General features: G+C 51.5%; 13 protein-coding genes. 7 read left to right on the top strand and 6 right to left on the bottom strand.

Going from position 1 to position 12,069, the window contains the following annotated elements; all coding sequences use genetic code 11:
* Positions 1 to 4: 4 nt before the first annotated feature.
* The 6 genes from V8L70_RS15765 to V8L70_RS15740 all read left to right on the top strand — a co-directional run bounded on the left by V8L70_RS15765 (position 5) and on the right by V8L70_RS15740 (position 5,727).
* On the top strand, positions 5 to 385 hold the full coding sequence (locus V8L70_RS15765; protein WP_336270112.1) for a secondary thiamine-phosphate synthase enzyme YjbQ: 381 nt from the start codon (positions 5 to 7) through the stop codon (positions 383 to 385).
* A gap of 113 nt (positions 386 to 498) precedes the next feature.
* Positions 499 to 1,482, top strand: a complete 984-nt coding sequence (locus tag V8L70_RS15760) for a hypothetical protein (RefSeq protein ID WP_336270111.1) — start codon at positions 499 to 501, stop codon at positions 1,480 to 1,482.
* Between the two features lie 55 nt (positions 1,483 to 1,537).
* Positions 1,538 to 1,720: a hypothetical protein gene (locus V8L70_RS15755; protein WP_336270110.1), complete on the top strand. Its 183-nt coding sequence runs from the start codon at positions 1,538 to 1,540 to the stop codon at positions 1,718 to 1,720.
* Complete coding sequence (locus V8L70_RS15750) at positions 1,717 to 3,387, top strand: hypothetical protein (protein ID WP_336270109.1); 1,671 nt, start codon at positions 1,717 to 1,719, stop codon at positions 3,385 to 3,387. The genes V8L70_RS15755 and V8L70_RS15750 overlap by 4 nt, the downstream gene beginning before the upstream one ends.
* Positions 3,384 to 5,375, top strand: coding sequence for a hypothetical protein (locus tag V8L70_RS15745; protein ID WP_336270108.1), 1,992 nt, complete (start codon positions 3,384 to 3,386; stop codon positions 5,373 to 5,375). Before V8L70_RS15750 ends, V8L70_RS15745 begins: the two co-directional genes overlap by 4 nt.
* On the top strand, positions 5,353 to 5,727 hold the full coding sequence (locus V8L70_RS15740; protein ID WP_336270107.1) for a hypothetical protein: 375 nt from the start codon (positions 5,353 to 5,355) through the stop codon (positions 5,725 to 5,727). Before V8L70_RS15745 ends, V8L70_RS15740 begins: the two co-directional genes overlap by 23 nt.
* A gap of 546 nt (positions 5,728 to 6,273) precedes the next feature.
* On the opposite strand, the gene V8L70_RS15735 is transcribed toward V8L70_RS15740, so the two are convergent.
* From V8L70_RS15735 to V8L70_RS15720, 4 genes are all read right to left on the bottom strand, one after another.
* A protein-coding gene (locus tag V8L70_RS15735) for an IS3 family transposase (protein ID WP_336270105.1) occupies positions 6,274 to 7,436 on the bottom strand; the annotation gives its coding sequence in 2 pieces (ribosomal slippage) (positions 6,274 to 7,163 and positions 7,163 to 7,436; 1,164 coding nt in all).
* Positions 7,437 to 7,552: 116 nt separating this feature from the next.
* Complete coding sequence (locus V8L70_RS15730; protein WP_336270104.1) at positions 7,553 to 8,236, bottom strand: DUF3047 domain-containing protein; 684 nt, start codon at positions 8,234 to 8,236, stop codon at positions 7,553 to 7,555.
* Entirely contained in the window at positions 8,223 to 8,432 is a 210-nt protein-coding gene (locus tag V8L70_RS15725) for a zf-HC2 domain-containing protein (RefSeq protein WP_281372587.1), read from the bottom strand. Before V8L70_RS15725 ends, V8L70_RS15730 begins: the two co-directional genes overlap by 14 nt.
* Before the next feature lie 130 nt (positions 8,433 to 8,562).
* A complete protein-coding gene (locus tag V8L70_RS15720) occupies positions 8,563 to 8,913 on the bottom strand; it encodes a thioredoxin domain-containing protein (protein ID WP_336270103.1) in 351 nt (116 codons plus the stop codon).
* Between the two features lie 768 nt (positions 8,914 to 9,681).
* On the opposite strand from V8L70_RS15720, the gene ltrA reads away from it, so the two are divergent.
* Positions 9,682 to 10,959, top strand: coding sequence for a group II intron reverse transcriptase/maturase (gene ltrA / locus V8L70_RS15715; RefSeq protein WP_101146757.1), 1,278 nt, complete (start codon positions 9,682 to 9,684; stop codon positions 10,957 to 10,959).
* 157 nt (positions 10,960 to 11,116) lie between these two features.
* Here ltrA and V8L70_RS15710 read toward each other — a convergent pair whose 3' ends face one another.
* Together V8L70_RS15710 and V8L70_RS15705 are read right to left on the bottom strand one after the other, a co-directional pair.
* Positions 11,117 to 11,683 carry a sigma-70 family RNA polymerase sigma factor gene (locus V8L70_RS15710; protein WP_336270102.1) on the bottom strand — a complete coding sequence of 189 codons (567 nt, stop codon included), beginning with the start codon at positions 11,681 to 11,683 and terminating at the stop codon, positions 11,117 to 11,119.
* 61 nt (positions 11,684 to 11,744) lie between these two features.
* On the bottom strand, positions 11,745 to 12,053 hold the full coding sequence (locus tag V8L70_RS15705) for an EthD family reductase (protein WP_336270101.1): 309 nt from the start codon (positions 12,051 to 12,053) through the stop codon (positions 11,745 to 11,747).
* Between the last annotated feature and the right edge of the window lie 16 nt (positions 12,054 to 12,069).

Here is a 12,069-nt window from a genome sequence, read left to right as displayed (position 1 = left end):
GTTTATGTGGTGCCAACAAGAAATTCATTTACCCGAGGTGGCGCGCGGTTTCCATCTTATTACCGATGACGTGGCCAGGGCGCTGCCGTGTTTAAACGATGTTCATATTGGCACGCTGCACCTTCAGTTGATGCACACCTCCGCCTCGTTAACGCTTAACGAGAACACTGACCCGGATGTGCGCCACGACTTAGATGCCTTTCTGCGCCGCCTGGTGCCGGAAGACTTGCCCTATTTTCGCCATACGCTGGAAGGCCCTGATGATATGCCAGCCCACGTGGCCGCCAGCCTGCTGGGCACTCAGCTCACCTTGGCCGTGCGTGACGGTCGCCTAGCGCTGGGCACCTGGCAGGGCATATGGCTTACCCATAAGTTGCTGTGTTGACAAAACGACACATAAGGGAATAACAAAACAGAATATTTGACAAAAAGGCGTCGAGCTAGATACTGAATATGAAAACAGTATCAAGCAGGCGGGTGCCCACTTTGGCCTACATAATGTCTTATGATGATCAACACCACATTCGCCTTAATGACGGCCAGTGGTTTCCAGATGCATCCAGAAAACCAAAAACTAGGTATAGCATTTGGTGGGACCATGGCGAGCTGTGGTGGGAGGTCTTTCTCTACCTCGCTGAGAGAGCGGTCAAATCCACAACGCTACGAAGCAACGCCAGTGACCTGAATGCATACGCAAGCTGGCTAGAAGCAAACGGTCTCCATTGGTTGAACTTTCCCCTCAGGCGTGAGGATCGTTGTTTAGATCGATTCAGAGGCCATCTGATCGACAATTCTAGTGGCACTAGCGGCGTGCCCTCGCGACGAATGAATGCCGTCGTCAATTTCTATAAGTGGGCAAAGGCAAAGGGACTCATCGATAAACGCCTCAAACTTTGGGAAGATCAGCAGGTCTCTGTCGCCTTTTTCAATAGCACGGGCTTTCAGCGGACGGTTGGTGTGTGGACTACTGACCTAAGAATTTCACACCGAAAGGCAAACGTAACGACCGTTGAAGGAGGCCTTCTACCGCTGACTTCTGATGATCGAGACACACTACTTGATTACCTAAAGAATAATAAAAGCGAGCAGAACCAAGCTCTGCTCGCGATGTTTGTCATTGGCTTCTTTGTTGGAGCGCGTATTGGCTCAATTCGCACACTGCGCATTGAGAATCTGAAGAACGCAACCCCTGATCCTCATGACAAGCAGGTAATGCTTGTGGCGGCCGGTCCAGGCACGGGTATCGAGACAAAATTTAGTGTGTCTGGCTATCTCCGTTTCCTTACGCCGGTTCATAAGTTCATTCTCGATTACGCTGAAACCAATATCACCAGGCTTAACCGACAGGCGAAGGCATCGAAGGAGAATAAGTCGCTGGTCTTCCTCACAAAAGATGGTAAGCCATACAGCGCAGAGGCCATCAATGTTGCCATGAAGAGCCTGCGGGATGCGTTGATTCGATGGGCACACCCAGTTTCATGACCTCAAGTTTCACCAATGCAGAGCGACGTGTGGTACTGAACTGGCTCGCATTTATATGTCGGTGAGCGATGCGTATGCCATCGAGCAAGTAAAAGACTGGCTCATGCACAAGGATGAAAAGACTACTTGGGGCTATATAAAGTTCTTGAAGAAAACGAAGGCTGCTGCAAAGGCAAACAAAGTCTTCACCGAGCGTTTCTTGGGGCCCAACTTCAAGCTGCTAGGCGATAAATCGTGAAAAAACCAGAACAGCTAAAAATTAACGGTATCGATGGGGCCTGGACCGACCTGAGTCGGTGGCTGGTGAAAGGCGCCTCTGACAAAGACGCCCGATGGTTCTACAAGAACGCAACCGAGCAAACATGGGAGGGCGCCGTTAAAACTCGCCTGCCTTTTGTCCAGGCAGTGACAGATTACTCCAATGGGTGCGTGGCGCAGCGCAAGTCATCTGCGACAATCTACGGTTGTGTTAGCAGTATTTCGAAATTCATGCAGTGGGTAGACAGTGTTGGCTTTGATCTTACTCATGAGAGCGCTTCGATCGAAGCTGCTTTTCTTAAGCACGACGAACACATCTATCGACAGGCTTGGGTGGCAAAGGAGATAGAGCAATCATTTGCGTATGGGCATATGCAGCGGTTAGCTGTTTGCCTATCGTCGATTTTGAACAGAGCACCCTATGATGGGCTAAAACATAGTTCGAGAGTTAGCAAGGCGTACAAGTGGCCTCGTATGACTTCCGTCAGCCGCTCAGCTGAGAAACAAAATTTGGGCGATGCACAAGCACTTGGGTATTTTTGCGTTGATCTTAGCAATGCTCTGACAATCAAGGCTATCTACGGAAAGCTACCAATCATCATGGACACGGTGAGGCCCGACGGGACAGAGCAGGCGGTTCAGATAATGCCTCCGCGCTACCAGCTTGCGATTGATGGGAATGACAAACATTATACGCCAGAAATCGCACGCAAACTTTGCGAACCAACCGACATTCTCAATCAGTACCGCGGCTGGCTCCTTCGCCTGCGAGTCCTCGCTGAGTTAGTGATCTTTGTGTACCAGACTGGGATCAACGTCACACCCGCACTACGCATTGAGCGCCAAGGCCTGAAGTTCAAATCAGCGGGTAGTAGTGAGTGGTACGTGACTAGTCGTAAAGGAAGAAAGCACGGCGCTGTAAGTTTCCCGATCTACGATGATTACAGGCCGCGCCTAAAGGATTTCATCAAATTTATTGATTTCTTTTTCCCTGACGATCCTTACCTGTTTCCTATCGCCTCGGAGAATAGTAGGTCACTCGGCCGGATTCACTACGATTGTATACGAGAATGCTGTGCTCGGGCTGGAATTCCGTGGATGCCACCGCAGATGACCCGAAAAACAAGAGTGAATTTTTTGGATCGCATCGTTGGCGATCCTGACGTCAGCGCGGAAATGGCCCAGCACACTAGGGAGACGTTCAAACAGAATTACGAAAAACCCTCGCAGCAGCGAGCCATGTCCGCGTTAACGCACTTTTGGAAAAAGGAGCCGGTAAGCTTGATCAATGGTGGTTGCAATGGCAAGCCAGAAGCCACAGGTGACAAGCCAGCAGGTGTAACGAATCCCGACTGCATTCATGAGTCAGGTTGCCTTTGGTGCAGCAAGCATCGAGACATAGAGTCGAAAGACTACGTGTGGTCGCTTGAATCGTTCAGGAGACTAAAGTTAATTGAGGCGGCGCAACCGATTAAGCGTGAGATACCCGCTGACCAAGTGATCGAACGCATCTCAGGAAAACTAGAAGCTTTCAAAGAACGCAATGAAACGTCGCGCCGCTGGGTAAGCGAGGCGCAGATGCGTATAGAGGAAGGTGACTATCATCCCACGTGGAAGAACATCATCGCCTTCTGGGAGGCCAAATGAACGCTCCAATGCTCAGGTTTTGCGGAAATCCAGTATCGCCACTTGAGACAACGAAGCTGAGCAATTACCAGCCACCGACTTTTCCCCCGCCGAATGATTTTTGCGTGTCTGTCGATAGCGACGGAAACCCGTTATCGAAGTATTCTGATGTCTATTGGGACTTCAGTGCTTATGGATGTTTTGGCTTTAATTTTGGTTTCCGGGGCCTTACCTCTGAGAACGAAGCACTGCTAAAGCAGGTGATCTTTCTTTACCTCTACCACATGAAGCTTTTTCCAGGGAAAGTGGGCTCTATAACATCCTATTTTAGTGTTCTGGGTCGCTTTTGTCAGTTTGCTGACAAGCAAGGCATCACGATTGACCAACTATACCGATTTCCTCAATTGGCGAAGCCGTTGATTCAGGCTCTTACTACAAACCAACAGCAATTACTGATCACTATCTTTGGAGCCTTGCTTAGAGTAGAGAGTACGCTGGGTTGGAAGATCGCTGACGAGGACTTCATCTCGCGGCTTGCGGTACACCAGATTCCTCACATAAATACACAGAGTGCTTACATACCACCGAGGATCTGGATGACCCTGGTTCGTTCATTAGAGCGCACCATGGGTTCTTTTGAGCAGCACCAATCCGCGTTCGTGGACGCGTGGACCTGGGTCTCTGAAGCATACCGTCACAACATCCAGAGTGGTTACAGCGAGAAAAGCCCGTTCGAGAGGCCTCGCTCCAAAAGCACCGATATGCCTGGAAGAAAAGCCAGGAGGGTTTATTCAAAAGGCGTTTCAGCATTTATTCAGGATCGCGGCCTTGCTGAGCTGTTGAATCAAGAGGTTGGGTACGTGCCCAGTGATAGGTACGAGCTTTTGGTTTTGACAGCCTACGCAAACCTCGTCCGGAATAGCGCGTTCACCTACATACTCGCACACAGCATTCAGCGCTTAGGTGAAGGTTTGGATCTCCGGTTCGATTGTTTTGTTACTGACGATGATCCTATTCTCGGCAAGGTAGCGATGCTGGTCGGCGAAACCACGAAGACAGACCCTGATAGCGACGCGCGCTGGGTCGTACCTCTGCAGGTTAAGCGGGCTATCGATATTTTAAAGACTTTAGGGAGGATGCGTCTAAGTAACTCGCTTGAACCCACCGTACAATACGGTAATGAAAACCCATACCTGATGGTCGGCACACTAGAGACTTGGCAGCATCTTAATGCTTACCGAGTAAATCACTGGACCCTTAACAGTTTTGTGACATCACATCCCCTGACGTTCGATTTAAACGAGCTGACGATTACGGAGGAGGACTACAAAATTGCTTATCAACTGACTCCTCGGTTGACCGAAAAGGACTGGTTCAAAGTCGGTGGTGTTTGGTCATTCAGCGCTCACCAGTTGCGCCGTACTCTGGCAGTCAATCTCTTTGTTTCAGACGTCGATGCATCCATCATTCAGTGGATGATGAAGCACCGGACCGCCAACCAAAGCTACTACTATGGTCGCAATCACACGCACCTGACGGTAAATCGCAATGCTACGGAGACGGTATTGGTGGAGAGCTACAGGACAACAACACGGATACTGATAGAAGCAGCTGAGAACTCTTTGGGTGATTGCGTGCATCCCGTGGGGAAAAACTTGATAGCAGATGACACCCTGAAGCTCATTAAGGAGAAGGAACATAAGAAACTGGAGTCCCTTGCAAAGAAAGGCGCGATTGCCGCGAGGCCCACTTTGCTCGGCTTTTGCATGACACAAAGCTGCAATTACGGTGGGGTTGAATCAGCAGTGCATTGCGCTGGCGTTGATGGCAAGGCCCCCTGTAAGGACGCGATCTTCTCCAAACGAAATGAAGAGCGTCTCCAGACCCTTTACAACGGGAATGCCGAGGAGTTGAAGAATCTGCTTGAGAACACGCCCAGGCATTCAAAGCTGAAAGCCGAGAACGAAGCTATCGAGGTTTATTTCCATGCCACGTCCACAGACCGCTGAGACGGAACTGCGGGCTGCGTTCGAGAGACTGAAGAACGACTGCCCCCAAGAGCTGACAAAGGGCTCCCGTGTCACCCTCACCAATGTTGCCGCGGAGGCTAAGAAACCGCCTTCAAGCCTGCGTAAGGATCGCTACCCAAGACTGTACAAGGAGATTACAGCATATGCGGAGCGGCCGTCTGCGACGCCCCACAAGTCCAAATATATGAAGACCAGAACGTCGTCTACGAAACTCGTCACCAGGCTCAGGAGGGATTGCTCGGAACTGCAGAGTATTGTAGTGGCGCAGAATGCTCGCATTGACGAACTGGAACACGAAAATGCGTTGTTGAAGGAAAGCAAGGTTACGTAACTGACGCGCTAGGGGAGCTTGTGTGGTTTTCACCATAGCATTAGCGTAGCTTGTATCATTCTATTGTGTCATAACTTTATGATTATATTGATTAATTTAACAGTAACGTTTTAGGCTTTTTTGAGCATCCGGAGTAAGTGGTAAACCCGGTCTTTCAGCAGCCAACGAACACGATTTGGTTTTCTCACAGGATTCCCACGAATTAAAAATTTTGTCCTGTGATGACATAGAGCTCACATCCGCATGATACATGCGATATATCCTCTTACGACTGACAGCCAATGTCGTTGTTGTGAGATTTTCGAGACTGTTTCAGTCATATGGCTTGTATCCTTACCCCCTATGTATCATGCCCACCGAGCCGATGCGTTGGGCGGTTTCAAGGTTAAGCGTGCAAGGGGCTGCACAGCCAAGGTAAGGTGGGGAAATAAACAATACTTCTATCGGCGTCAAAGTGATCCCGTGAGCAGGATTCTTAGGAGTGATATAGATCCATAAAAGGTCTTTAATAATGTCTGATGTGGCAACAGTCTTCCGGACATATTTCTAAGCAGCTACTGGTAGCGCTGACTCATAGTCCACTGGACTCATATAGCCATTGCTGGAGTGCAGCCGCACCCGGTTATAAAACACTTCGATATACTCGAAGATGACTTGCTTCGCTTCAGCCCGCGTCCTGAAGTCTTCATGGTGAACAAGTTCCGTCTTTAGCGTGTGGAAGAAGCTTTCTGACGGGGCATTATCCCAGCAATTTCCCTTACGACTCATACTGCACCGGTAACCATGTTGCGTCAGCAGCTGCTGGAAGTTGTCCGATGCATACTGGCTTCCGCGGTCGCTATGCACTAGTAATCCGGCATTAGGCCTACGCTTCCAAATCGCCATGGTGAGCGCATCATTGACCAGCGAGGTCGGCATGCGACTATCCATTGACCAACCTACGACAGCGCGCGAATACAAGTCGATAAACACCGCCAGGTAAAGCCACCCCTCCCGCGTCGGTATGTAGGTGATATCCCCCACATAAGCCTGATCGGGCTTCTCCGTGGTGAAGTGTCGATCCAGCAGGTTGGGAGCAATGGGTTTATCATGTTTCGAGTTCGTCGTTGCCCTGAACTTGCGCCTTGTTTTGCACGCCAAACCTTCCTCCTGCATTAATCGACCAATGCGACGCCGACTGACGGATTCATTCTCTTCAGACAGCTTCTGCTGGAGACGTCGCGTCCCATACGTCGCTCGGCTGGCTTGATGGTGTTTATGAATGTTGGCCTTCAACGCTTCATCTCGCTGGTTTCTCAAGCTGGGCGGCCGTAATTGCCACTCGTAATAACCGCTTCGAGAAACGTCAAACACCCGACACATCAGAGCGATGCTGAATTCGCTCTGATGGTGCATGATAAAGGTGTATTTCAGCGTGATTCTTTGGCGAAGAAGGCTGCCGCCTTTTTTAACAGTTCCCGCTCCTCCTTGAGTCGGGCATTTTCACGACGCAGCTGTTTTAGCTCCTCATACAGATGCACGTCATTTACCTGCTTACCGGAGCCTGGCGGTGGTTCGCCGTGAAATTTATTGATCCAGGTATGCAGTGTATTGACGTTCACCCCCAGTTCCCGGGCGGACTGGGCAACTGGCTGATTCGATTCTATCGCCAGTTTGACGGCACCTTCTCTGAATTCGTCGGTATAAGAATTGGTTTTCTTCTGAGTCATGACACACCTCTATAAGCAGGAGATACTACCTGCGTCTGTGTGTCCGGGAAACTATAGCCACTTCAGTCTTAATTTGAGATGCAAAGGTGTTGAGGCTTTTAGGCCAGCTTATACATTTACTGAGGGCAGGTGGGGGCATCTTTTGTGCTTGAAAAACCTAAATGGGTAAACCAAGCCGTTGCGTTACCCCCTGCATTATCGCCGTCGCTCATTAAGGCAATGCCATTAATATAGCTGGGGGAGTTGCTAAAGAGTTCTGCGAAATCGGCACGTACATCGCGCACCTCAGCTACCCAATCACCAACACGCTGCTCCCCACTTTGGAGGGCTATTAGCTGCGCGCGTTGCGTAAAGGCGTTGGGCCAAGTAGCACCCTGGGGCTGGGTGGAAGCCCACACATAATTTACCGACTCCACCTGCCAAGGCAAGAGCCCCGTTTTATGCGCAACATAAACGCGAGCGGGGTAGTCATCACCCGCTTTAGTGGTTTCGTCCAACCCCGGATAGGTCTTACTTACTTGCCAGCACCAGTGCAGATAGGGCGTTTCATTTAGGTCAATTTCACGTTCAAGGTAGCGGGCTGACGCTTGTCCTTGGGATTCGGCTTCCAGCACCCGACGGCCTGATTTCTCAACGACAGTGTATCGGGTTTCACCCTCAAAACTGCGGGTGGGCCAGGTCATGATCTGGTTAGGGGTGAAATGTACTTCCTGGGCGATTGCCGCACCCACAAGAAACGGTGAACTGAAAAAACTAGCTCCTGTCATCAAGACCGCATTTATACGGTTAATGCGAGCCATGACGGTCACCTTTATCGTTTGATGCACGAGGTATGTCGGGATGGTGGCGGCCGATTTTATGTAGCAGGTCAAACTGGCGGGCACAGGTACGGCAGGCTCCGCACATTGATAGATGAAATCGTAGCGCGGTGCTTTCACGAAAGGTGAGCGCTCTATCCTGTTTGAGCGACATTAAACGCGTTGCTTCTCGGCACATCATCATAGCGTAACCCTCTCACGAGTATTGGTCGGCGTTCAGTCATCGCCTAACGTTCGGTGCCTTTGAAACTAAATTCCTTACAAATGGAGGCGTTGACACAATTTGTAATACAGATCTTCAAACAACCCTAGCGGCTCGATGCGTTCAGCTGTTCAAATGAGTCGCGTAGCGCGTTAACACCCGTGACCCCCTGTATGGTTTCTTGGTGTTGTCCTTGAGCGTCAAATAGCAATATCGTGACATGGCTTACACCATGCTGATTGGCGAAGTCGGCGCCTTTTGTGGTGTTGATATCCACAATACGCCAAGCCGGTGGAGCCTCCATTTGGGCTAATGCACTTTCAGCGTTGGCCTTTAATCGTTGGCAAAGTGGGCAACTATGGTCATGAATTTGAACGGCGACCGGCGTTCCGCTACCAATAACGCTAAGATCTGACGCTTCACGTGCGGTATGGTCATTAGCAATTAGCCATGCCATCGGAACGGCTAAAAACGCGAGTACAATTAGCGTTTTTTTGTTTGCCCGGCGAAGCCGGCAACCTCGGACACCTGAAAGAAGGTGTCGTCACCCCGACTGAGGGGAAGACAACCCGACTGGCAAGGGCGCCACTGGCCAACGGTGGGGTCTGAAGGAAGCCATAGGGTGTTAACGGTACACAACGCAAGTGAACCTGCTTCGGCAGCACAGGTGGGTAAGCGTGCAAAATAGCGCGACGCCCGATACTCAGTCAGGCCTGTGCTGTGTTTGAGGGTGGCATCGTTAACAGGGAGCCGGTGCAGTAACCGGGGAAGCCTGGCACCGTATCCAGTTTGTCTGGAAGGCACGCGTCAAGGTGAAAGCCAAGAGCGGGTCGGGTGTGAGGTGGCAGATGATGCCGTAGTAGTGAGGAAGTTCCGGCCTGTGAAGCCTGGTAACAGCGTGGAGGACAAAACCGGATCGACCGCTGGCGGAGGTTCAGTGGACTGGGCAAGGCCAAAAGCCTTGGTCGGATGCGAAGGGCGGAAGTCATTAATGAGAACGACGGATATTGATCCGAAGGTGGACGCTGCGTTCACAAGCTGTCCGACGGGGCAGGGAAGTGGGTCGAGGTGCGGTGGGAACACAGTGGCTTCGTCCTTCTCTGAACGAGGGAGTAGAACGACACCGTGGCGGCAGATTGCCAAGCGCTAGTACCCGGACGGGTCGTTTGAAACAGACCAGTAGCCAGACCGACGATCGGAGCCGTCATCACAGAGATGAGCAGGCATGAGGAAATACTACAGTCTTTACGGGCAGTTGCTGTCAAAGCAGCGCCTGTATGAAGCCTTCAGACACGTCAAGCGCAACAAAGGTGCGGCCGGAATCGATGGGCAGAGCCTGAGTGCGTTCGAGGGGAATCTGGAGGTGGAGCTGTCGTGTCTGCTCCTCGAACTGAAGGAAAAGCGCTATCGAGCGCAGCCTGTCAGGCGGGTTGCCATCGCCAAGGATGACGGCGGTGAACGTCTGTTGGGTATTCCCACGGTTCGAGACCGGGTTGTGCAACAGGCATTACGCAGTATCATCGAACCGCTCTTCGAACCGGACTTTCATCCCTCGAGCTACGGGTATCGTCCGGGACGCAGTGGCCACCATGCCATTGGCAAGGCGGAGCTGTTCGTGCGCCGCTACCGGCGTGAATGGGTAGTGGATATGGACTTGTCGAAATGCTTCGACACGTTAAACCACGACCTGATCATCCGCCAGTTCCGCCAACGGATCACGGACGGCAGTGTGTTGTCGCTGCTGCGCCAGTGCCTGGAAAGCGGCGTGATGGTGGGGCACCACCTTGAAGAGACGGCGCTGGGCAGCCCCCAGGGCGGCGTGATCAGTCCGCTGATCGCCAACGTCTACCTGGACGCCTTCGACCAGTTCATGAAGGCACGGGGTCATCGAATCGTCCGCTACGCGGACGATATCCTGATCCTGTGCAGCTCACGGGCTGGAGCGGAGAATGCGTTGAGGGCAGCCCACTGTTATCTGGAAGGTGAGCTGAAGCTGACAGTCAATACCACCAAGACCCACATCGCGCACAGCGACGAGGGGATCAAGTTCCTGGGGGTGGTGATCCACACCAAGTACACCCGCATCCAGGAAAAGAAGGTGGTGAAACTTAAGCAGAAGGTGAAAGCGTTGACGAAGCGCAATCGAGGTGCAGGGCTTGCGGTGATCATCCGCGAACTGAATCCTGTACTCCGTGGCTTCGCCAATTACTTCCGGGTAGCGAACTGCGCACGGGTGTTGAAACAGGTGATGAGCTGGGTCAGGCGGCGTCTCCGCTGCGTCCAGCTCAAGCAGTGGAAGAAGCCGAGTCGGCTGCATCGAAGGCTGAAACAGTTGGGCTACCGCCCGCCGTTTAAGTACATCAAGATGCAAAGCTGGCGTAACGCGGCGTCACCGCTGGCCCATCTGGCGATCCCCAGCGCCTACTTGCATGACGATCTGAAGTTGATGGACTTAACGAAGATCAAAACGGGCATCACTGTCCCCGAGTTCGGGGTAAGTTAATGGCATGAGCCGTATACGAGGCCCGTATGTACGGTTCTGTGAGAGGGATGAGGCGGTAACGCCTCACCCTACTCGATAACGAGGCCCGACCTTTTTTTAGCAGGATTAATTGATGTCTTCTTGTGTCGGGGAGAGGGCGTTTTACGATTTTTCTTCATTAAGTTAACCAGCCTTTTTCAATACATCCACGCAGCCGCAAACGGGCGCGGTGCAATATCACCCAACAGTTCGCATCGCTAAGCGTTAATGCTTCACAGATCTCTTGTGTGGTCAGTCCCATTAATTCACGCATGGTAAAAACCTGCGCAGTGTTATCTGGTAACACCATTAAGCAGGTGTCGAGTAAGCGCCAAAACGCCGCGTTTTCGAGTACCTGGTCGGGTTCGCCCCAAGGGGTAGGTTTGCTGGCAGCTTGCCAGCGCCCGTTCTCTTTAAACAGGTTTTCAAACGAGTCCTCATCACTTAGCTCATCGTCTTGCCAAGAGAGGTAGCGCCGCTCATAACGGAAGCGCTCAAGGATTTTATTTTTTAAAATGCCGATTACCCACGTTTCAAACGCTGAGCGCCCTGAAAAGCTCTGGTGCTTCTCTAACGCGGTGACCAGCGTATCCTGCACTGTATCTTCAGCGGCGGCGCTATCGCGTAACTGCAAGCGCGCGAAGGCGACAAGCTTGGGCCGCAGCATAGCAATGTGCTCTTCAGTCGATTGCTTGGCGGACGTCACGGCAGAATCCTCACGGGTAAAATTGGGTAGCAACAATATCCATTCATAGGTGTATATCGACCTAAGCAGGAGTGTCGATCACTTCATTCACCTGCAGCACGGGCTCAACATTGGTGAAATTAGCAATGTCGGCAAGCAACTGTTCACCTACAGTGGCAAACGCTGATTCAAAACTCTGAGCTGAGTCAAACCCCAGATGTGCGACCAAGTGGTAAGGGGATTGAGGGTCGAGGCGGCGGTGTACGCGAAGATAGCGTAACCCATGCTCGCTCAATAAGTTATTGACCAGTGTGGCGTGCTTCTCTATGTAATATCTATCATCAAAAGCGAGGGCATCAGAATTAGGGTAAGCAACCATAACGTCAATCATAACTGTCTCCGAATAA

Origin of the sequence: Vreelandella arctica (assembly GCF_037070215.1) — a bacterium.
Lineage (GTDB): Bacteria > Pseudomonadota > Gammaproteobacteria > Pseudomonadales > Halomonadaceae > Vreelandella > Vreelandella arctica.
This window is presented reverse-complemented; position numbering and strand designations above follow the sequence as displayed.